Source organism: Burkholderia sp. 9120, from assembly GCF_000745015.1.
Lineage (GTDB): Bacteria > Pseudomonadota > Gammaproteobacteria > Burkholderiales > Burkholderiaceae > Paraburkholderia.
On the sequence record NZ_JQNA01000002.1, the window covers coordinates 5,308,546 to 5,330,506 of the forward strand.

Sequence of the window (21,961 nt, forward strand, 5' to 3'; positions counted from 1 at the left end):
ATGAAATGCCCCGTCTGCAAAACCACCGACCTGCTGATGACCGAGCGCCGCTCGATCGAAATCGACTACTGCCCGGACTGCCGGGGCGTCTGGCTCGACCGCGGTGAACTCGACAAACTGATTGCGCAGGACGACGCGAATCTCGATGCGCCCGCAACGGTACGCGCGGGCCGGGACGACTATCGCGAGCGCGACAGGGATCACGCGTACGACAGCCATCGCGGGCGCGACGAGCATCGTACGGGGTATCGGGGATACAAGAAAAAGCGCTCGATCTTCGACGTGTTCGATTTCGATTGAGCGTGGGGTTCGGGGTTGCGCGTTACACGGCACGGTTGCGACGCAGCGGGCGGTGCGATGCAACGCCGCAAGCGCAATCAGCGTGCTTTACCGCGAGCGCTCTTACCGGCGCTCGCTGCGCGAGGCGCGTCTTTACCCGCGGGCAGGCCACCGTTCATCTGCTCCATCCACGACAACGCGTCGACGTAAGCGAGAAACTGCTTGAGATAGCCCGGCGACAACTCGCGCATCAGCGAAAGCGAACGATGCACCAGGCTGCTCGAATTGAGCGGTCCGGCGTTACCAGGCACTTGCTCCAACGACTGGCGTAGCTGTTTCTCGGTCCGAACCTTCGACCAGATTTCCCTGAAGTGATCGAGCGCCGCCAGTTCCGGATACGACGCGGCGGTAGGCAGACCGTGGGCGACGACGCGTTGCTCGCCTTCCGTTGGCGCCTGACTGACGATGTGCCCGGTCAATTCGGCGAGCGCGCTTCGAGCGGGACGGTCAGCGGCCGCAGTGCCGCTTTCGGCTGATGAAGTTTCGGCCCGCTGTAAATCCGCGGCATAGGCTTCGATCAACATCGCCAGCTTCGCGTCCAGGATACGCCGCGCCGCGCCATTATGATTAGCCGCGCGACGTGCCAGCGCGTCGATGAAATGGAAGCGGATCGGGTCGAAGCGACCGGCGTGGCACGCGCGCCATGCGTCGAGCGCGGCGCTTGCCTCGCTCACCGCGTTCACCACGCCGCTCCCCCCTTCTCGCTCACTCACGCGCCTTCCCCGCCGCATTCGCCGGCCCCGGCACCGGCGCGATTTCCACCCGCCGGTTCTTCGCCCGCCCCTGATCGTCCGCGTTCGAACCCACCGGCTGCTGCGAACCGAACGCCGCCGCGAAGACCGAAGCCGCCGGCACGCCGTCATCGATCAGTGCCCGCGTCACTGTCAGCGCGCGCTGCGCCGACAGTTCCCAGTTGTCCGCAAAGCGACGGTTCGCCTCGCGCACCTGCCGGTCGTCGGTAAAACCGCTCACCATCAGAATTTCGTCGCGGGCATGCAGATACGCCGTGAGCGGCCCGGCCAGGCTCTTCAACAACTCGCGGCCTTCGGGCTGCAACTGGTCGGAGTTCAGCGCGAACAACACATTGCCGCTAATGCCGATACGTCCGTTGACCAGTGTCACGCGGCCCGCCGCCAGCGGACCCGCGAGCGCCTGCTCGAGCGTCTTGCGGCGCTGCGTTTCCACCTGACGCTGCTTGACCTCCTGCTCCAGCTTGGTCGACAGTTCGAGTTGCACGCCGATGACGCCCACCAGGATCAGCACGAACGCGCCCAGCAGCACCGACATCAAATCGCCGAAAACCGGCCAGATCGGCGCGGTGGTCTCTACGCCGCCGTCGATTTCCTCGCTCATGCGGCGTCAGCTCCGGCCGAAGCGCGCTGCCCGGCGAGGTGCTGCAGATCCTCGACGATCTGCTTCTGCGACATCACGCTCAGGTCGACAACTTCCCGCGCCTGCGCCACGTAATACGCCAACTGTTCGTCACTGCGTGCGAGCGACTTGTCGAGCGCGGCTTCGATCCGCTCCAGATGCGTGACCAGCTTGTCGTTCGATTCGCCGAACACCTGCACGGCGCTGCCGAACGCTTCGCCGAGGCTCGCCACTTCGACGGCGCTGCCGGTCACCTGCGCGGCGATCTCGCCGAGCTTGCCGGTTTCGAGTTCGACCTTGTCGGTGAAGCGCGTGCCCACCCGCTCCAGCAGATCCGCCGACGTCGCGACCAGCGCGTCGACGGCCGTACGCTGTTCGGTGGACGCGTGATTCACGGCATCGAGCAGCGTCTCCAGCGTTTCGAGCAAGCGCGCGCGCTCCTGCAACATCGCGGTATCGCGGACCATGCTGTCGGACAGTTTCTGCCGCAATTCGGCGACGACTTCAGCCGCGGCCTTCGGCGCTTCCGACGCAGCCTGCACCAGTTGCCCGATCTCGGCGATCGTCTCGCTCGCGTACGCCTGCGTCTGAGCCGACATGTCGCGCGCGGTTTGCTCCAGCGTCGCACAGATTTCCTGCTGACGGGTCGCGGTACGCTCGCCGGCTTGCTCCCACTTCTCGCTCAATGCGACGGCCATCGAATCGAGTTTTCCGGTCCATGCGGCCAGCCGTTGTTCATCTTGCGCCGCCAGTTCTGTGCGCAGATTCGCGGCGGCTTTGGGGGCTTCCGCAGCGGCGTCCACGAGACGGCCGATTTCGGCGATCGTTGCGCTCGCATGCGTTTGCGTTTGCGCCGCGATATCGCGCGCGGTTTGTTCCAGCGTCGCGCAGATTTCCTGCTGACGGCTCGCGGTGCGTTCGCCGGTTTGCTCCCACTTCTCATTCAACGCAGTCGCCATCGAACCGAGTTGTTCAGTCCATGCGGCCAGCCGCTGTTCATCTTGTGCCGCCAGTTCCGCGCGCAGATTCGCAGCGGCTTTGGGAGCTTCCGCGGCGGCATCCACGAGACGGCCGATCTCGGCGATCGTTGCGCTCGCATGCGTTTGCGTTTGCGCCGCGATATCGCGCGCGGTTTGTTCCAGCGTCGTGCAGATTTGCTGCTGACGGCTCGCCGTGCGTTCGCCCGTCTGCTCCCACGTCTCGTTCAACGCAACGGCCATCGAGCCGAGTTGTTCGGTCCAGGCCGCCAGCCGCTGTTCGTCCCGCGCGCCCAGCGCCGTCTGCAGATTCGCGTGCGACTCGCCGACATTGGCGAGCAACGACACCGAATGCTGCTCGAAACTCGCCGCAGCGGCCGCCAACGCTTGCCGATTGTTGTCCGCGAGCGTCTCGCCGACACGCTCCTGCCGCGACAACGCGTCGTTCCACGCCTGCGACACGCCCTGCGCGGTGGCATCCAGCCGCGCGGACACGCCGTCGAGCAGACCGGCCGAGCGTTGCTCGAACGTTTCCGTGAAGCGATCTAGCGTTGCTCGCAGATGTTCCGTCTGTTCCTCGCTCGAACGCTGATGGCCAGCCAGCGCCTTGTTCCAGATATCGGCCACGTTCACGGCCGTCGTTTCAAAACCGCTCGACAACCCGTCCAGTTGCCGCTGCACGGCGTGCGAAACGCTATCGTGCAACGCGGTGGTTTCGCGCGCGAGACCGGCCATGGTTGCTTCCATCACCGGCTGCAACGCCGCGCCGGCCGCGCGCGTGCTGTCGGCAACACTCTCCTTCAACGATTGCTCGACAGACGCGGCCAGCCGCGTATAAGCAGCCTCGGCTTTGCCATGAAACGCCTCCTGACTGGCCACCTGGCGCTCGTTCAACGCGAGGCTCTGCTGTTCGATGGCCGACATCATCGACTGCAAGCGGTCGACCAGTGCGGGCATTACATCGGCTTGCCGTTGCAGCAGCCGGAAACTCTCGTCGCGCTGATGAGCCTGCGAATAGACGCGCAAGCTGGTCGCGATCTTCAGGTCGAGCGCTTGCGCCGCCTGCAACCGCTCGCGACGGCACAGCGCGGCCAGCAGCCCGAGCATCGCGGAGGTGGACACGCCCGCGATCGACGTGCCGAATGCGAATCCCAGACCCTTGACCGGCGCGGCCAGCGAAGCGCGGATCGCTTGCAGATCGGTCGAGCTTTCCAGCGCCATGCCGGTGCCGCGCAAGGTCGCGACCATGCCGAGCAGCGTGCCGAGCATGCCCAGCAACACCAGCAGGCCGACCAGATACGGTGCGAGCGCGGGGCCGGGCAAGGCGACTCGCTCACCTTCGACACGCAAACGCGCCGCGTTGCGCAAGCTCGGATGCAACGCGTCGAGCCAGCCGCCCAGACTCGACGGCGGTCCGGACAAGTCCGCGACGGCGCGCGTCAACGTGCCGGTCGCCTGGTTGTAACGATGCAGTTCGAGCGAGCCCGCCAGATAGCACACGCCAATCAACAAGGTGACGGCCAGCGCCAGCGGGTTCGAGCCGAGGTAACCCACGGCGATCCAGCACACGGCGGCCAGACCGGCCAGAAACACAACGAGGTCAATACGATATCTGGACATAGTGTCCCAGTTAGCTGGTGCGAAGAGCCGCGAGCAACCCTTCGACCGGTTGAAAACGAACGTCCAGTTCAGCAAGCAACACGCTCTGCATGTCCTTGCGGAACACGTCCAGCCATGCGCCGGGCGTTACCGCCGCGGCGTCGTCCGAGGCAACGGCGGCGGCCAGCGTCGCCTGCTCCGCCGCGCGCAGGCGCTCGAAGTGCCCGGCCAGCAGACCCGGCACGCTGCCCAGCAGATTCCGTTCGCGCTCGCTGAGCGCACGCTCCATGACGGCGTCCAGCACCGCGAGCCGCGCCATTGCGGGCGTTTTCGCGGCCAGCAGGCTGCGCAAGCGCACGCGTAACGGGCCGACTGCGGTTTCCATCGACTGCTGCAACGCCTGGTAGCGCTGCCGGAACACCGCGTAATCGGGCGCCGCGTCGGCCGGCGCGGGCTGTGACGACATGTGGGCGTGCGGGTTTGCGTGCGAGTTTGCGTACGGAAAGGCCTGCGTGTTGCCAAATCCGCGCCGCTTGCTCGCCACGAGCACGCTGTCGCCCGCCACGGACTTCATCAGCGAAACGCGCACGCGCGCGCATTCGTCCTCTTCGGCGCGGCCGAACACCCGTGCACCGGCCGGCACGGCCGGCGGCGCGCCGTTCAGCGCCGACGACAGCGCAATAGCGTCGGTCCAGCCGAGCCATTGGCTAAGCCGGTCCGAGAGCGATTGCCGGGATTCGGGGACATCGACATCCGCCAGACGAGCCAACAGGCGAATGAGCGCCGGGCCGCTGAGAGCTGTGCGCTGGGGGGCTTGCAACATACCACCGGAGTCAAAAAAGTCAGCAGTTTACACGCTGCCGGGGTGGAAGCTGCCGCCGCGCGATTTAGCGGGCCCACGGGAGAGGGTTTTCGAAGGACGCGGCGCGGCCGTGAAGCGGGCTTCAACGTGCCGCGCCGGTGGGTGACAACGCGGCTTTACTGGGGCGAAACGCTCGCGTCGAAGCGCAGGTTTTCACACATCCATTGCTCCATCGAGCAGACGTCGAGCTGCTGTTGCGCGTTGAAGGTGCGCTCCTTGTGCCACGACACGCCCGCCCCTTCGGCGAACACCACGCGGTATTTGCGCAGCGAGTCGTCCGGCTGCGTCGCGAGTTCGCTCTTCAATTGCGGCACGCTCCATGCCACGCGGCGCGATTTCGCGCCGCGCATTGCGTCGATGGCGTCAGCGAGTTGGCCGTAGGTGACGGTATCGCCCGCCACGTAGACGATTTCGTCCGCAATACGCGGTTCGGTGAAGACGATCTCGGCGGTCAGCCTGCCGATGTCGTCGGCGGTGGTGACCGTCACCGCGTTGTCCCAACTGCCGAGCGCATGAACCGTATTGCGTTCGAAGTCCACCACGCCGAACGAAGGTTCGAACAGGAAACTCGTGAACATGCCCGTCGACACGATCACCCATTCCGTGTTCTGTTGCGCGCGCAACAGATCGCGCACGTCGAGTTGTTCGTCGAACAGATCCTGCGCGCTGCCCCGGCCGATCACGTCGTAGTCGACGCCGAACTGCCACGGGAAATAGCGTTTGATGCCGGCTTCAAGCGCAGCGCGCGCGAGCTTGAGCTGCACGCCTTTGCCGCCGACGAACCCGGTGCACGAAATCACCGTATCGAAGCGCCGGAACAGATCGGCAAGCGACGCCTCGGACAGCGCGTTGAGGTCGCCCGGCACGAGTTCGATAGACAGCGCGCGCAGTTCGGCGACGTCTTTCTGCCTGGCCGGATCGTTCGAATCGAGCGCCGATGGGCGCAGCAGCGCGGCGACCGACACGCCCGGTTTCACTGCGGCACGGCGCGCGAGACTGCGCAGGACGGCCATGCCGAGCTCACCGGCGCCGAGGACGAGAATGGATTGAGGATGCGACATGGTGGTGACCTTTTCTGACAGGCGATAACGTTGAAAAGCGAGGTTTGAAAACCGTGCGGGCGCAAACGTGATTCGCCGTTACCCGCGCGGTATTTCGAAGTGGCTTCAGGCAGGAGTCGGCCTGACGATCTGGAGTCTAGTGGCGGGGAGCATCGGCATTGTTCGCCGCTACGGAATTGACAACGCGAGTGTCCCGAACGCCGGGTTTGGGCGCGTGTGAACATCGCGCCGGCCACGCGCAACGCGCGGGGGTATCCCTGTAAGATGAACCCCGCTTCAACGCGCTCACGGACAGCGCGACACGAACCGCACAGGTGCCCGGCCCATGGACAAACTTCAAGCGATGACCACGTTTGTGCGCATCGTCGAAGCTCAAAGCTTCAGCAAGGCCGCCGAAACGCTCGCGCTGCCGCGTTCGTCGGTCACGACAATCATCAAGCAGCTGGAACGTGAACTAGGCGCCGCGCTGCTTCGCCGCAGTACCCGCACGCTCAGTCTGACCGACGCGGGCGAGCGCTACTACGCGTCATGCCGCGCGATCCTCGCGGAGATCGTGCGCGCGGAAAGCGAGCTGTCGACCGACGCCAGCGCGCCGCGCGGACGCGTGCGAGCGGACATGCCAGGGGTGATCGGCCGCGGCCTGGTGTTGCCGCGGCTCAGGGATTTCGAGCAGCGCTTTCCCGGCATCGAACTCGTGCTCGGTCTGAGCGACCGCCCCGCCGACCTGATCTACGACGGCATCGATTGCGTGATTCGCACCGGCGCGCTGGCGGATTCGACACTGACCGGCCGTCGCGTCGGGCAGTTGAACTGGATTACCTGCGCGTCGCCGCGCTATCTGAAGGAGCACGGCGAACCCGCTACCGTCGCCTCGCTGGCCGCTCACCGTGCGGTCAACTACATCTCGAACGCGACCGGCCGGCCGCTCGACTGGCGTTTTCATGTGCAGGGCGAGCTGCTCACGCTGAGCATGCCGAGCCGCTTCGCCGTCAACGAAACCGAGGCCTATCTGCAATGCGGTCTCGAAGGATTGGGGTTGATCCAACTGTCGGAGTTCGTCGCGTTGCCGTATCTTCAATCGGGCCGCCTGAAGGAAGTGCTGGCCGACGCGAGAAGCTCGCCGGTGCCGGTCTCGATCGTCTATCCGGATGGCCGCAACGCGAGCGGCGCGACCCGGGCGTTCGTGGAGTGGGTCGTGGAATTATTCGAACACAGCGACTTCGGGCGAGGCCAATGAGCCGCATTCCATTCGACACCGTGGTACTCGGCGCGGGCATTGTCGGCGTGTGCGTCGCCGTGCATCTGCAGAAGCGCGGTCGCCAGGTCGCATTGGTCGATCGCAAGCTGCCGGGCAATGAGACGTCGTTCGGCAACGCCGGCTTGATCCAGCGCGAAGGCGTCTATCCGTACGCGTTTCCGCGCGACCTGGACACCTTGCTTCGCTACGCGCGCAACCAGTCGCCGGACGTTCGTTACCATGCCGCCGCCCTGTCCAAGGTCGCGCCGTTCCTGTGGCAATACTGGCGCAATTCGCATCCCGCCACGCACGCGGCGATCGCGAAGTCGTATTCGACGCTGATCGAGCGCAGCGTGAGCGAGCACCGCGCGCTGGCCGCCGCGGCCGACGCGAGCGCGTTGTTGCGCCCGATCGGCTGGATGAAGGTGTTTCGCAGCGCAGCGGCTCACGACAAGGAAATCCATGTCGCCGAACGCTGGCACGCCGAGTACGGCGTCGAGTTCGACGCGCTCGACGCCGTTCGTCTGCAGCAGACGGAGCCCGATCTCGACAAGACCCTGCTCGGCGCGGTGCGTTATCCCGAGTCCGATTCAGTGAGCGATCCGCATGCGCTCGTCACCGCCTACACGAAGTATTTCGAAGCGCTGGGTGGCCGCTTTTTTATCGGCGATGCGGACACGCTTCGCGAGGGTTGGGAGGTCGATACGCAAGCGGGAACGATCGCGGCGCAATCGGCGGTCGTCGCGTTGGGACCGTGGTCGGATCTGCTGACCACACGGCTGGGTTACCGCCTGCCGCTCGCCGTCAAACGCGGATATCACATGCACTACGCGCCGCACGGAGCGGCCCGTTTGAATCATCCGGTGCTGGATGCCGAAACCGGCTACGTGCTCGCGCCGATGGCGCGAGGCATCCGCCTGACCACCGGCGCGGAAATCGCCTTGTACGATGCGCCCAAAACGCCGACGCAACTCGCCGCGGTCGAACCGTTTGCACGCAAACTGTTCCCGCTCGGCGAGCGACTGGACGACGAACCGTGGATGGGACGCCGTCCCTGCACGCCCGACATGATGCCGATCATCGGACCCGCGAGAAAGCATCGGGACTTGTGGCTCGCGTTCGGTCACGCGCATCACGGATTGACGCTGGGTCCGATCACGGGCCGCCTGATCGCCGAAATGATGACGGGCGAGGAGACGGTGGTCGATCCCCGGCCGTTCAGGGTGGAGCGGTTCTAGATTGCCGGCAGGACGGGTGGCAAAAAACCACACCAGACATTTAAACGATCAGACGCCGTCGCGCGCCTTACCGACAGCCGTATATCCCGCCCTTCCTGGCTCAAACTCGGCCATCTTCGAGCAAGTACGCCGACGCCAATCCCCCCTTCCCCGTCCTGCCCGCACATTTTCCGTTGAGAACGCTTCTCAATTACAACCGCATTGCATAGAATGCACGCCGCAAACACTTTGTAATAAACATGGAATGACCGGGTAAGGTTCGTGAAACGGCCTCCCGGGTCGCCAGCACTCGACGGGGAAAAAAATGAAGTTGCGGTCCGACGAACCGAAGCTCGGGAAAATCAGCACGACACTGTGCGGCATGCTGGCCGCCGGCCCTGCTCTGGCGCAGGGCACCGCCGGCACGGCGCCGCCCGACAAGGAGAGTCAGCTTGCGCCGATCGCCGTGCAGGGTCAGACGGACCACGGCTTCAAGACCGATCGCTCAGCGTCGGACAAATTCACCGCACCGCTCGTCGACACGCCGAAGTCCGTGACCGTGATTCCGCAGGAGTTGATCAAGAGCACCGGCGCCGCGACGCTGACCGAAGCGCTGCGCACCGTGCCGGGCATCACCTTCGGCGCTGGCGAAGGCGGCAACCCGCTCGGCGACCGGCCGTTCATTCGCGGCTACGACGCCCAGGGCAGCACGTTCATCGACGGCATGCGCGATGTCGGCGCGACCACCCACGAAGTGTTCAACATCGAAAGTGTCGAAGTCACCAAGGGTTCGGACGGCGCCTACGGCGGCCGTGGCGGCGCGGGCGGCAGCATCAACCTGATCACCAAGGCCCCGCACCTGGGCAATTCCGCCGACGGCAGTGCGGGTCTCGGCACCGACCGTTACCGCCGCTTCACCGCCGACGGCAACTGGCAAATGGCCGATCACGCGGCGTTCCGCCTGAACGTGATGAGCCACAACAACGACGTGCCAGGCCGCGACGCCGTCAACAACGAGCGCTGGGGCATCGCGCCGTCGTTCACCTACGGGCTCGGCACGCCGACCCGCGTCACCGCGAGCTACTACCACCTCGCCACCGACGACCTGCCGGACAGCGGCATTCCGTATTTCTACACGACCACCAACAAGCCGGCCAACGTCGGCACGATCTATCCGGCCAACGTGGACCGTCACAACTTCTACGGCCTGATCGACCGCGATTTCCGCAAGACGACTTCGGACATCGGCACGGTGCGTATTGAGCACGACATCAACAGCAATCTGACGATCCGCAACACCACGCGCTATACGAAGGCGACCCAGGACTACATCTGGACGCAGCCCGACGATAGCCAGGGCAACGTGCTGAACGGCATGGTGTGGCGCCGCGCGAACACGCGGGCGAGCGACGTCTACAGTCTCGCGAATCAGACCGAATTGTTCGGCGAGTTCAAGACGGGCTTCCTCAAGCACAGCTTCACCACCGGCCTCGAAGTGTCGCGCGAAACCAGCGTGAACGATTCGTACATGGTGGCCGCGGCGACCGGCGCGATCTGCAAGACCAGGGGCATTGGCGCGGCGGCGGGCTATAACTGCACGAGCCTGTGGTCGCCGAATCCGAACGACCCGTGGGCCGGTTCCGTGCGTCAGACCAACGACCCGAGCGAACAGCGCACTGTCACCAAATCGGTGTACGCGTTCGACACGATCGAATTGACGAAGCGCTGGCAGGCGAACGTCGGCCTGCGCGTCGACGATTACTCGACCGATCTGCGTAACACGGTGGCCAACGGCGGCAATCGCGTTTCGCGCGACGACACGCTGTTCAACTACCAGTTCGGTCTCGTCTTCAAACCGGCCTCGAACGGCAGCGTCTACGCGTCGATCGCGACGTCGTCGACACCCGCCGGCGCCCTGCTCGGCCAGGGCAGCGAAACGCAGTCGTTGACGCCGGGCCGCGGCGGCGTAGGCGCAAACGCCGCCCAACTCGCGCCGGAAAAGAACCGCAGCATCGAACTCGGCACCAAGTGGAATGTGCTGGACAACAAGCTCTCGCTGACCGGCGCGCTGTTCCAGATCGACACGACCAATGCGCGCGTCACGCTGCCGAACAACGAATACGCGATGGTGGGCAACAAGCGCGTGCAAGGTGTCGAATTCGGCGTGGCGGGTCAACTGACGAACAAGTGGCAAGTGTTCGGCGGCTACACGTACATGAAGAGCGAGTTGCGCGACAACGGCAAGACCACGTCGGACAACGGCCATCAGTTCCCCAATACGCCGAAGAACAGCATCAGTTTGTGGACCACCTACGACGTCTTGCCGAAGTTCACGATCGGCGGCGGCGCATTCTATATGTCGCAGGTTTACGGCGACACGGCGAACCTGCGCGCGGTGCCGTCTTACTGGCGCTTCGACGGCGTGGCGACGTACCGGATCAACAAGAAGGTCGATCTGCAACTGAACGTGCAGAACATCTTCAACCGGACGTATTACGACCAGGCGTATCCGGCGCATTACGCGTCGATCGCCGCCGGGCGTTCGGCGTTCCTGACGCTCAACGCGCATTACTAGGCAGCGGCGCGATGGAACGGGTGAGCGTGAAGGCGTTGGCGAGCGTGTCGCATGACGAACTCGCCGCGATTCTCGCCGGGCCGCCTGTGCAGGCCGCCGCGTGGGTCGCGGCGGCCGCGCAAAACGGCATTGTCGAAGCGCAGGCCGTCTACGGTCAGTATCTGCTCGACGGACATGGCGTAGAGCACGATGCCGGCGAAGCCTTCACGTGGTTCACCCACGCGGCGCGCCGGGATCATCCGATGGCGATGAACATGCTCGGCCGCTGCTACGAGCACGGCTGGGGCACCGCTGCCTGCGCGTCGGTCGCGGTGTATTGGTACCGGCTCGCGGCGCGGGCCGGACTCGATTGGGGCATGTACAACTATGCGTCGACGTTGGCGCTCGGCAACGGCGTCGAAGCCGATCGGGCGCAAGCGTTGCAGTGGTTTCAGCATGCCGCCGAACTCGGCCATGTGAAGTCGCTCAACTTCGTCGGCAGCTTTTACGAGGACGGCTGGGAAGTCGATGCGGACGCAAGCATCGCGTTCGACTACTACCGCCGCGCGGCGGAAGGCGGCGATTTTCGCGGACAGTTCAATTACGCACGGCTGCTGGCCGCGCGCGGCGAGATCGAGAGCGCGTTGCACTGGCTGCGGCGCGTGCCGCAAACGGGCACCGTGGCGTTCGTCGCGAAGATGCGAACGTGGTTGGCCGCTTCGCCGGTGAAAGCATTTCGCGCTCTGGCGGAAGATTTCAATACCGAGAGCCCCGCGAGCAAGCTAGCAACGTTCGGCGCCACGATGAACCCGACACGGGAGTTGCGCGCATGATGCTGCATCTTCCCGGCGTGCTCAGCAAAGAGCAGGTCGCGCAATGCCGCGACGCTCTCGACGCGGCGCAATGGATCGACGGTAACGCGACTTCCGGCGCGCAGTCGGCGCAAGCCAAACGCAACCAGCAGTTACCGGAAGGCTCGCCCGCCGCACGCGCGGTGGGCGACGCGATTCAGGACGCGCTCGGGCGCCATGCGCGTTTCTTTTCCGCCGCGTTGCCGCTCAAGGTATTTCCGCCGCTCTTCAACCGCTACGCCGGCGGCGACGGCTTCGGCACGCACGTGGACAACGCGATCCGCCAATTGCGCGGCACCGACTTCCGGATTCGCAGCGATCTGTCGGCCACGCTTTTTCTCGCCGAGCCGGAGTCGTACGACGGCGGTGAACTCTGCATTGAAGATACGTACGGCGTGCATCGCGCCAAACTGCCGGCCGGCGACATGGTGCTCTACCCCGCTTCGAGCCTGCATCACGTCAGCGCCGTCACGCGCGGCGTGCGGGTCGCGTCGTTCTTCTGGATTCAAAGCATGGTGCGCGACGACGGCGAGCGCACGCTGTTGTTCCAGCTCGACAACGACGTGCAGCGTCTCACGGCCGAGAAGGGGGCGAACGATGCGACGGTGATTAGTCTGACCGGCGTTTATCACAATCTGCTGCGGCGTTGGGCGGATGCGTGAGGGGGTGGGAAGCGGAAGCGCCGGCCTCATCTCCCAGTCTCTTTTCTTCACCATTAAAGTTTCCCATATGGGAAATAATTCGTCGGCATAAAGGGTTTCTGCCATTGTTTCCCAAATTGGAAACATGCACAGGGCCCACCCGCGAATCTTCGATTATTTCCAATATTGGAAACTATGGCTCGTTCTCTCGAAACCCCAGGCTCTCAACGCGGCCCACAGGTGCTAGACCTCGACACCTTGGGCGAACTTGTCCGTAACCGTCGCTTATCATTGGCGCTGCGCATCGACGACGCCGCACACGCCTGCGGCGTGGCGGTGAATGTCCTCTCACGGTTGGAAAACGGCAATTCCGTGGGTGTCGACCGCCTTCTTCTGGTGCTCTCTGGCCTTGGGCTCGGCATGCTCATCACCGGCAAGGAAGAGGCGATGCGGTACATGCCGGAGCAATCCGGCGGCGATAGCTCGCTGATGTCAGCTGGGTTCCACAAGGACGAACGGCACGCACAACGAGCGAAAGTTTCGTGGACCCGAATCTTCTCTGATTCGTCACCATCGCTGTCTCCGCAAACATCCCGGCAAAAGAAAATCCCCCGCAACGAAACGTCTACGGGGGATTTTAGGGAATCGGCCTCTTAGCCTGCCAACGCCTTTAACAACGACCAATCAGACAGCCGCCACCACCCTGCGCGGCGACACGACCGACACCACAAAGCTCACGACGATATTCGCCGTCAGCGCGATCAGACCGATATACACCGGATAGACCGCATCGCCCAGATGCAGCGCGTACACCGGCTTGAGCCCTTGAATGATCGCAAGGCTCGTCCCGATCACAATGCCCACCAGCCAGCCGAGGAACAGACCCGGCGTATTCAACCGGCGCGTGTACAGCGAGAACACGATAGCCGGGAAAATCTGCAGAATCCACACGCCGCCCAGCAGTTGCAGATCGATCGCGTACTGCGTCGGCAGGAACACGATGAACAGCAGCGCGCCGAACTTCACGACCAGCGACACGATCTTCGCCGTGGACGCCTCGCCCTCAGGCGAGATATTCGGCGACACCAGCGGACGCCACAAATTGCGCGTGAACAGATTGGCCGCGCCGATCGACATGATCGCAGCCGGCACCAGCGCGCTGATCGCAATCGCCGCCGCCGCGAAGCCCACGAACCACGACGGGAAGATCGAGTTGAACAACGCCGGCACCATGTCCGACGCCGACTTCACATGCACGCCTGCCGCAATCGCCATATAGCCGAGCAGCGCGATCAAGCCGAGCAACAGCGTGTACGCCGGCAGGAAAATCGCGTTCTTGCGCACCGTCTTCGCCGACGCGGACGACAGCACCGCCGTCATCGTATGCGGATACATGAACGCCGCCAGCGCCGAGCCCAACGCGAGCGAAGCATAAGCGGTGAACTGCGTCGGCTTCAGGATAATGCCGGTCGCGCCGCCCTTGGCCTTGAAGTAGGTATCGGCCGCGTCGAACACATGCGCATAGCCGCCGAGCTTCGCCGGAATCAGCCACACCGCCGCGATCACGACGATATAGATCATGATGTCCTTGACAAACGCGATCATGGCCGGCGCCCGTAGGCCGCTTGCATACGTGTAGAGCGCCAGAATCACGAAGGCGACGATCAACGGCATTTCGCCGGTCACGCCGAGCCCCTTGATCACGACCTGCATGCCCACCAGTTGCAGTGCGATATACGGCATGGTCGCGACGATACCGGTGATCGCAATTGCAGCCGGAAACCACTTGCCGCCGTATTCGCCCTGCACGTAATCCGCCGCCGTGATGTGGTTCTTCGCATGCGCGATTTTCCACAGCTTCGGCATCACCGCGAACACGAACGGATAAACGATGATGGTGTATGGCAACGCAAAGAAGCCATATGCGCCCACCGAATAAACCAGCGCGGGCACCGCGATCACCGTATAGGCGGTATAGAAGTCGCCGCCCACGAGGAACCACGAAATCACCGTGCCGAACTGGCGGCCGCCGAGACCCCATTCGTGCAATTGGGTCAGGTCGCCACGCTTCCAGCGCGCGGCGAAAAAGCCGATCACGGTGACGAGCACGAAGAATGCGATAAAGACGGTCATCGCAACCGGATTCACGGGGTTCACATCGCTCATTTGACACCTCGATACACGACGTAAATCAGGAGCGAGGTCAACGGCACCCACAAGAACTGATACCAGTAGAAGAACGGAAAGCCCGCGAACGACGGACGTGTGTCGTTATAGAACGGCAGCCATAACAACGCGATATACGGGATCAGCAGAATGAGCCAGAGCCATGAACGGCCGGCGGTTGGGGAGGTCTCCACACACTTCTCCTAAGTCTATTATTGAAACCGCGCGCCACGACTCGTGGCCCGGCACGCGGAAACCGGTTACCTGATATTAGACGGCAAACCCGGAGTTTGCAGCCGGCGCGGCAGCCCGCGAGCCGCCGCTCGCCGCGGGGATGTAGTATTCGCCTTCGTCAGCGTCCTCACAAGCGCGCGACTACGTACGCCGGCTACGTAATACTACGTAGCCGGACTCGCACAGTGCGTTGCGGTCTTTTCAACAATGAAACTCAAAGCGAAGCTTGTTCTGCTGGCCATCGTGCCCTTTCTGGCCGCTATCGCCAGCATCGAAATCGGCGTGCGCCAGGAAGCCATGGCGCTTGCCGAGTCGCAGCACGCGACCACGCAGGCCGCCTATCTGGCCAGCAAGCAACTCGAACTCAAGCACTATGTCGAGCTCGCCTCCACGGCGATTGCGCCGCTGTATAACGCCGGCCAGGAAAATGCGCGCGACGACGCGATGCTGCGCACCCGCGCGCTCGACGTGCTGCGAAAAATGGACTACGGCAAGGACGGCTACTTCTTCGTCTACGACACGCACGGCCGCTCGTTGATGCATCCGCGCGAACCCGATCTCGTTGGGCGTGATCTGTGGGAACTGCGCGATCCGCAGGGCATTCTGACCATCCAGCAACTGCTCGCGGCGTCCGCGCGAGGCGGCGGCTATGTGCGCTACGTGTGGCATCGGCCGTCCACCGGCAAGCTCGCATCGAAACTCGGCTACGTGGTGCCGCTCGAACGCTGGGGATGGATGATCGGCACCGGCATCTACCTCGACGACGTGGATGCGGCGCTCGCCGACATCGACGCGCGCGCGGCGGCGAATATCGATCGTACGATGAAATGGATCGATGCGATCGCGATGGCCGGACTCGCGGTGATCGCACTATGCGCGCTCGTGCTCAACGTCACCGAATACCGCAGCGCCGACGCGAAACTGAAGCGGCTCGCGCAACAGGTGGTCGAGTCGCAGGAAAACGAACGGGCGCGCCTGTCGCGTGAATTGCACGACGGCATTAGTCAGATGATGGTGTCCGTGAAGCTGCTGCTCGAATCCGCGCTGGCGCGCTTCGAACGCAGCGAAGTGCGGGTGCCCGCCGCGGAGGCCGCGCTCACCACCAGCTTGACGCGACTCGGCGATACCTTGCGCGAAGTGCGGCGCATTTCGCATGCGCTGCGTCCGTCGATGCTCGACGACCTCGGCGTCGCCGCCGCGTTGGAGCAACTCACGCGCGAGCTCGGCGAGCAGTCGGCGGTCGAGATCGGCTTCACGCAGATCATGCACACCCACGCCGCAGTGTTGCCGGACGCGGTCAACACCGTGCTGTTCCGGATCGCCCAGGAAGCGCTGACGAATATCGTGCGCCACGCGCAAGCGTCGAGCGCGGCGCTCACGCTGGAAGTCTCGCACGACGCCGTCACGCTGACGATCGCCGACAATGGACGCGGTTTCGACACCGCCTATGCCTTCGTCGGCCGACGCTCGGGCGTGGGTTTGCGTAATATGCGCGAACGGCTGGAAGCGTTGGGCGGCAAGCTGTCGCTCAGTTCGCAAACCGGCCATACGCTCGTGACCGCGCGCGTGCCGCTCGACACACCGGTGCGTCACGCGCCCGACTTGCAGGAAAGTTAATCACGTCATGAACGACTCCACACCCGCTATCGCCCGCTTATTGCTCGTCGACGATCATCCGCTGGTGCGCGACGGTTTGCGCGCCCGGCTCGAAGCGGGCGGCAATTTCGAAGTGGTCGGCGAAGCCGGCAACGCGCAGGAAGCACTCGCACTCGCCGCCGACGCAACGCCTCATCTCGTGCTGATGGACGTGGGCATGAACGGCATGAACGGCATCGCGCTGGCGGGCATGTTTCATGAGCGCTTTCCGGCGATTCGCGTGCTGATGCTGTCCATGCACGACAACCTCGAATACGTGACGCAAGCCGTGCGCGCGGGCGCCAGCGGCTACGTGCTCAAGGATTCACCGGCCACCGAGATCATTCAGGCGATCGGCGTGGTGCTCGACGGCAAGCAGTTTTTCAGCGCGGGGCTCGGTGCGCGTTTGATTCAGGCGTCGGCCAACCAGTCGCCGGTTGAACGGCTCACGCCGCGCGAGCGCGATATTCTCGACGCGCTCGCGGAAGGCCTGTCGAGCAAACAGATTGCGCAGCGCAACGATCTATCCGTGCGAACGGTGGAGACGCATCGGCTGAATCTGAAGCGCAAGCTCGATATCGAAGGACAGGCGGAGTTGATCAAGTTCGCGGTCGAGAACCGGCGCACGAAGAGGTGAACGTATGAGAATGACACGTCGAATCGCAGTGCGGCTCGCCAGTGTGATGTTCTTTGCCGCAACCATGCACGCCCATGCGGAACCCGTTCGCATCAATCGCGGACACGATCCGTACTTTCAGATTTCCAAAGCCATCGATCATTGCCCGGCGCCGTTAGGTCCGCTCGAAACCGAGCAGGAATGGCTCGACGACAGTCATTACCGGATCGAGCGCGGCAATAGTTGCTGGATCGAGGGACGCTGCCGTTTATCGAACGGTTACCTCTACGACACGGAAATTGCCGACGCCGTGCAGCGGCGCCTCAGCAATATCAACTACGCGACCCACTGGCGCGAACAGTCGACGTTGTGGCTCACGCTGCAACGCCGCTTCATCTACGTGCAAGGTTGCGTCGCACCCGGCTTCGACAAGCAGGCCTTTCTCACCGAACTCGGCAAAACCGCGGACGTCGAGCGCGTGATCGACGACACGACTAGCAACCCGAATGCTGCGCAACTGCCGTATAAAACGCTCGCGGATCCGGACAAGCCCGTGCTCGATCCCGGTAACTAACAAAAGTTAATACACGCGAAAACACCGTACGCGCCATACCCATTATTTCGCTGCAACACCTATATCGGCAATCGAACATAGCAACGCAGAAATCGATCTTTGGCCGTCCTGACGTCATTGCTAACATCGGCGACCCGACATATCCGGTCACCACAACAATGACAACACATCGATCGCAACGCCCTGTTCTGCGTCTCGGCATCATCGGCGCAGCCGTCGCCAGCCTCGTCGTCCTTGCTTCATGCGGCGACAACAACCTGCCCGGCGGCGCGACTCCCCCCGTCGTCGCGCAGAAGCGCCCGAACATTCTGTACATCATGGCCGACGATCTCGGCTACTCCGATATCCACGCATTCGGCGGCGAAATCAACACGCCGAACCTCGATGCACTGGTGCAATCGGGCCGCATTCTGACCAATCATCACACCGGCACGGTCTGCGCGATCACGCGCTCCATGCTGATCTCCGGCACCGATCACCATCTGGTCGGCGAAGGCACCATGGGCGTGCCAACCGATGAACGCAAAGGGCTGCCCGGCTACGAGGGTTATCTGAACGACCGCGCGTTGTCGGTTGCACAACTGCTGAAGGACGGCGGCTATCACACGTATATGGCCGGTAAATGGCACATCGGTTCCGGCATTGTCGGCAGCGCGACGGGCGGCGGCCAGACGCCGGATCAATGGGGCTTCGAGCACAGCTATGCGCTGCTCGGCGGCGCCGCGACCAATCACTTCGCGCACGAACTGGCGAACTCGCAGAACTACACAGAAGACGGCAAGTACGTGCAGCCCGGCCAACCCGGACAACCGGGCGGTGCGGGCGGCAGCCCCGCCGTGTTCTACTCGACCGACTTCTACACGCAACGCCTGATCTCGTACATCGATTCAAACAAGGGCGACGGTAAGCCGTTCTTCGCCTACGCGGCTTATACGTCGCCGCATTGGCCGTTGCAGGTGCCCGACCCCTATCTGCACAACTACGTCGGCCAATACGACGCGGGCTACGACGTGATCCGCAACGCGCGCATTGCGCGGCAAAAAGCGCTTGGCATCATTCCGAACGACTTCGTGCCGTACGGCGGCGCGTCGGAAACGCTCGTGGCGAGCGCGGCCACGCCGAACAACGGCACGGTCAACGCGAAGTACGTGAGCGCGGTGCATAGCGCGGTGCAAGGCTATACCGACTACGGCCCGGGCACGGTGAACAAAACGTGGGCGAGCCTCTCGCCGGCCGAGAAGAAAGCGCAGGCGCGCTACATGGAAATCTACGCGGGCATGGTCGAGAACCTCGATCACAACATCGGCCTGCTGATCCAGCATCTGAAGGACATTGGCGAGTACGACAACACCTTCATCATGTTCCAGTCGGACAATGGCGCCGAAGGCTGGCCGATCGACTCCGGCGCCGACCCGACCGCCACCGACACCGCCAATGCCGCCGACCCGATCTACTCGCAACTCGGCACCGACAACGGCCAGCAGAACGCGCAACGTCTGCAATACGGTTTGCGTTGGGCCGAAGTGAGCGCGACACCGTTCCGGCTGACCAAGGGCTATTCGGGCGAAGGCGGCGTGTCCACGCCGTTGGTCGTGCATCTGCCAGGCCAGACCACGCAGAAACCGACGCTGCGCGATTTCACGCACGTGACCGATAACACCGCCACGTTCCTCGCCGTCGCGCAGATTTCGCCGCCCACGCAAGCCGCGCCGCCGCTGATCAACACGCTCACCGGCGTCGATCAGAACAAGGGCAAGGTGGTCTACAACAATCGCTATGTGTATCCGATCACCGGGCAGTCGCTGCTGCCGCTGCTGAACGATCAGACCACGGCGGCGGTACACAGCGCGTCGTTCGGCGACGAAGCGTACGGGCGCGGCTATCTGCGCAGCGCCGACGGCCGCTGGAAAGCACTCTGGACGGAGCCGCCGCTCGGTCCCGTGGACGGTCACTGGCAACTGTTTGACATGAGCGCCGACCGCGGCGAAACGCAGGACGTGTCGACGCAGAATCCGTCGGTAATCGATGGTCTCATCCAGCAATGGAACAGCTATATGAGCAGCGTCGGCGGAGTCGAGCCGTTGCGCCCGCGTGGCTACTATTGAGTAACGAGCGCGCCATGACAGTACGTTTCAGGTTGAAGCGCGCCACGGCGCTTTACGGCACATACGCCGCGATTGCCGTGGCCGCGTTCGCCGCCGCTTTTACCGCTGCCATGGCCGCTTCGGCGGCATTCGGCAGCGGCACGGCGAGCGCGTTCGACGACCTCAATCGCTCGCGCCCGCTGGTCTCACTCGGCTCCGAATCGCAATGCGAGCGCTACGGCGGATTGCCCGCGCGCTGGCGCGACGATCCGCGAGCCGGCATGGTGCATCTGCATGGCGGCGATTTCGTGTTCGGCAGCAAACTCGGCTACGAAGACGAGCGCCCTGCCGGCGACGGCAAAACACACGTTGCCGGTTTCTGGATCGATCAGACCGACGTGACGAATGCGCAGTTCGCCGCCTTCGTCAACGCAACGGGCTATGTCAGCGATTCGGAACGCCAGGGCGGCGCCGTGGTGTTTCACACGCCGACGCGCGACGAGATGAATGCGCGCGATCTGGCGTGGTGGACGTGGGTGAAGGGCGCGGCGTGGAATCATCCGAGCGGGCCCGGCAGCACGCTCGACGGCCGCCTGAACCAGCCCGTCACGATGGTCACGCAAGCCGACGCGCTCGCCTACGCACGTTGGCTCGGCCGCGATCTGCCGACCGAAGCCGAATGGGAATTCGCGGGCAAAGCCGGACACGAAGGCGCGGATCTCGACACCGCGCCGCGCGACGAACACGGCAAGCCGAGCGCGAACTACTGGCAAGGCGTGTTTCCCGTATTGAACACGAATGAAGACGGCCACGTCGGACTTGCGCCAGTCGGCTGCTATGCCGCTAACGATTTCAGGCTCTACGACATGATCGGCAACGCATGGGAATGGACCCGTGACGTCTACACGGGTTCGCACCAATCTCACACCAACGGCGACACGGCCGCGGTCGCGCCGCTGGGTCGCAAGCACGATACGCCGATGGTGATCAAAGGCGGCTCGTTCCTGTGCTCGCGCGACTATTGCGTGCGCTATCGGGCGGCATCGCGTGAACAGCAGGAGGCGGATTTGCCGGCCTCGCATATCGGCTTTCGCACTGTGTCGAGGGACGCGTCATGAAGCTCCTTAAATTTACAACCGCGCTGCTGCTGGGCGCGGCATTTTTGCTTCCGCGTGCGGAAGCCGCAGAATCGCAGGTCGTCAGGATCGGCGTGATTCCCGGTGCACAGGCACAAATCATGGATGAAGTACGCCATGTTGCAGCCAGCCAGGGACTGACGCTCGACGTCGTTGTATTCGATCGACCCGAGCGCATCGACGCGGCGCTCGCCGCGAAACAGATCGATGCGGCGAGTTTCGAAAGCGGTCCGAGTCTCGACGCGCAACGCAAACAGCACGACTATCCGCTGACCCGCGTCACGACGACCGTGACGTTTCCGATCGCGCTGTATTCGCGTACGCTGACCAACCTCGGGCAGTTGCAACGCGGCGCGACGATCGCCATTCCCGACGACGCCGACGGCACCTCGCGCGCCCTGATCCTGCTGCAGAACTTCACGCTGCTGACCTTCAGGGACAGCGCCGGCCTGCATGCCAGGCTCAGCGATATCACCAGCAACCGGCTGAATCTGAAGATTCGTCGCGTGCCGCGAGCGCACCTGTTCGATACGTTGAATAGCGTGGCCTTCGCCGTGATCGATAGCGACGACGCCGCGCGCGCGGGTCTCTATCCGGCACGCGACGGTCTCGGCATCGAAGACGCGCGCTCGCCGTACGCGAACGTGCTAACCGTGCGCGACGCCGACCGCGCGCAGCCGTGGGTTTCGCAACTGGTCGCCGCGTATCACTCGACCGACGTCGCGCATTTCATCCTGACGCGCTATCAGGACTCGGTGCGCCGGCCGTGGTAAACACCTTCTCCTTCGCGTGCTCGGCGTGCGGCAA

The 21,961-nt window shown here is 63.8% G+C and carries 20 protein-coding genes; 13 read left to right on the forward strand and 7 right to left on the reverse strand.

Going from position 1 to position 21,961, the window contains the following annotated elements:
- Positions 1–300, forward strand: coding sequence for a TFIIB-type zinc ribbon-containing protein (locus FA94_RS31790; protein ID WP_035559067.1), 300 nt, complete (start codon positions 1–3; stop codon positions 298–300).
- Positions 301–377: 77 nt separating this feature from the next.
- On the opposite strand, the gene FA94_RS31795 is transcribed toward FA94_RS31790, so the two are convergent.
- The 5 genes from FA94_RS31795 to FA94_RS31815 all read right to left on the reverse strand — a co-directional run bounded on the left by FA94_RS31795 (position 378) and on the right by FA94_RS31815 (position 6,209).
- Complete coding sequence (locus tag FA94_RS31795; RefSeq protein ID WP_231585078.1) at positions 378–1,052, reverse strand: DUF2894 domain-containing protein; 675 nt, start codon at positions 1,050–1,052, stop codon at positions 378–380.
- Complete coding sequence (locus tag FA94_RS31800) at positions 1,045–1,692, reverse strand: OmpA family protein (RefSeq protein ID WP_035559073.1); 648 nt, start codon at positions 1,690–1,692, stop codon at positions 1,045–1,047. Before FA94_RS31800 ends, FA94_RS31795 begins: the two co-directional genes overlap by 8 nt.
- Complete coding sequence (locus FA94_RS31805; protein WP_035559076.1) at positions 1,689–4,307, reverse strand: DUF802 domain-containing protein; 2,619 nt, start codon at positions 4,305–4,307, stop codon at positions 1,689–1,691. The genes FA94_RS31800 and FA94_RS31805 overlap by 4 nt, the downstream gene beginning before the upstream one ends.
- Positions 4,308–4,317: 10 nt before the next feature.
- Positions 4,318–5,109: a DUF3348 domain-containing protein gene (locus FA94_RS31810; RefSeq protein ID WP_035559078.1), complete on the reverse strand. Its 792-nt coding sequence runs from the start codon at positions 5,107–5,109 to the stop codon at positions 4,318–4,320.
- Positions 5,110–5,264: 155 nt separating this feature from the next.
- Complete coding sequence (locus tag FA94_RS31815; protein WP_035559081.1) at positions 5,265–6,209, reverse strand: aromatic alcohol reductase; 945 nt, start codon at positions 6,207–6,209, stop codon at positions 5,265–5,267.
- 325 nt (positions 6,210–6,534) lie between these two features.
- Between FA94_RS31815 and FA94_RS31820 the strand changes: the two genes are divergently transcribed.
- The 6 genes from FA94_RS31820 (at position 6,535) to FA94_RS39290 (ending at position 13,366) form a co-directional block, all read left to right on the forward strand.
- On the forward strand, positions 6,535–7,446 hold the full coding sequence (locus FA94_RS31820) for a LysR family transcriptional regulator (protein WP_035559083.1): 912 nt from the start codon (positions 6,535–6,537) through the stop codon (positions 7,444–7,446).
- Positions 7,447–7,451: 5 nt separating this feature from the next.
- Entirely contained in the window at positions 7,452–8,684 is a 1,233-nt protein-coding gene (locus FA94_RS31825) for an NAD(P)/FAD-dependent oxidoreductase (RefSeq protein WP_035563679.1), read from the forward strand.
- A gap of 304 nt (positions 8,685–8,988) precedes the next feature.
- Positions 8,989–11,238 carry a TonB-dependent receptor gene (locus tag FA94_RS31830; protein WP_035559087.1) on the forward strand — a complete coding sequence of 750 codons (2,250 nt, stop codon included), beginning with the start codon at positions 8,989–8,991 and terminating at the stop codon, positions 11,236–11,238.
- Between the two features lie 11 nt (positions 11,239–11,249).
- On the forward strand, positions 11,250–12,050 hold the full coding sequence (locus FA94_RS31835) for a tetratricopeptide repeat protein (RefSeq protein ID WP_081936266.1): 801 nt from the start codon (positions 11,250–11,252) through the stop codon (positions 12,048–12,050).
- A complete protein-coding gene (locus tag FA94_RS31840) occupies positions 12,047–12,730 on the forward strand; it encodes a Fe2+-dependent dioxygenase (RefSeq protein ID WP_035559090.1) in 684 nt (227 codons plus the stop codon). The genes FA94_RS31835 and FA94_RS31840 overlap by 4 nt, the downstream gene beginning before the upstream one ends.
- Before the next feature lie 219 nt (positions 12,731–12,949).
- A complete protein-coding gene (locus FA94_RS39290) occupies positions 12,950–13,366 on the forward strand; it encodes a helix-turn-helix domain-containing protein (protein WP_063771809.1) in 417 nt (138 codons plus the stop codon).
- Positions 13,367–13,393: 27 nt separating this feature from the next.
- On the opposite strand, the gene mctP is transcribed toward FA94_RS39290, so the two are convergent.
- Entirely contained in the window at positions 13,394–14,875 is a 1,482-nt protein-coding gene (mctP, locus tag FA94_RS31850) for a monocarboxylate uptake permease MctP (protein WP_035559094.1), read from the reverse strand.
- Positions 14,872–15,069, reverse strand: a complete 198-nt coding sequence (locus FA94_RS31855) for a DUF3311 domain-containing protein (RefSeq protein ID WP_035559097.1) — start codon at positions 15,067–15,069, stop codon at positions 14,872–14,874. The genes mctP and FA94_RS31855 overlap by 4 nt, the downstream gene beginning before the upstream one ends.
- A 247-nt stretch (positions 15,070–15,316) precedes the next feature.
- On the opposite strand from FA94_RS31855, the gene FA94_RS31860 reads away from it, so the two are divergent.
- The 6 genes from FA94_RS31860 to FA94_RS31885 all read left to right on the forward strand — a co-directional run bounded on the left by FA94_RS31860 (position 15,317) and on the right by FA94_RS31885 (position 21,927).
- Complete coding sequence (locus FA94_RS31860) at positions 15,317–16,726, forward strand: cache domain-containing protein (protein ID WP_035559099.1); 1,410 nt, start codon at positions 15,317–15,319, stop codon at positions 16,724–16,726.
- A gap of 7 nt (positions 16,727–16,733) precedes the next feature.
- Positions 16,734–17,381 carry a response regulator gene (locus tag FA94_RS31865; RefSeq protein ID WP_035559102.1) on the forward strand — a complete coding sequence of 216 codons (648 nt, stop codon included), beginning with the start codon at positions 16,734–16,736 and terminating at the stop codon, positions 17,379–17,381.
- Positions 17,382–17,391: 10 nt separating this feature from the next.
- The gene (locus FA94_RS31870; protein ID WP_035559105.1) at positions 17,392–17,934 is read left to right on the forward strand and encodes a hypothetical protein; all 543 of its coding nucleotides are present in this window, start codon (positions 17,392–17,394) and stop codon (positions 17,932–17,934) included.
- A gap of 158 nt (positions 17,935–18,092) precedes the next feature.
- A complete protein-coding gene (locus tag FA94_RS31875) occupies positions 18,093–20,039 on the forward strand; it encodes an arylsulfatase (protein ID WP_197070264.1) in 1,947 nt (648 codons plus the stop codon).
- Positions 20,040–20,053: 14 nt separating this feature from the next.
- Positions 20,054–21,136 (forward strand): formylglycine-generating enzyme family protein, encoded by a 1,083-nt coding sequence (locus FA94_RS31880; protein ID WP_035559109.1) that lies wholly within the window; start codon positions 20,054–20,056, stop codon positions 21,134–21,136.
- Complete coding sequence (locus FA94_RS31885) at positions 21,133–21,927, forward strand: MetQ/NlpA family lipoprotein (protein WP_035559112.1); 795 nt, start codon at positions 21,133–21,135, stop codon at positions 21,925–21,927. Before FA94_RS31880 ends, FA94_RS31885 begins: the two co-directional genes overlap by 4 nt.
- Positions 21,928–21,961: the final 34 nt, after the last annotated feature.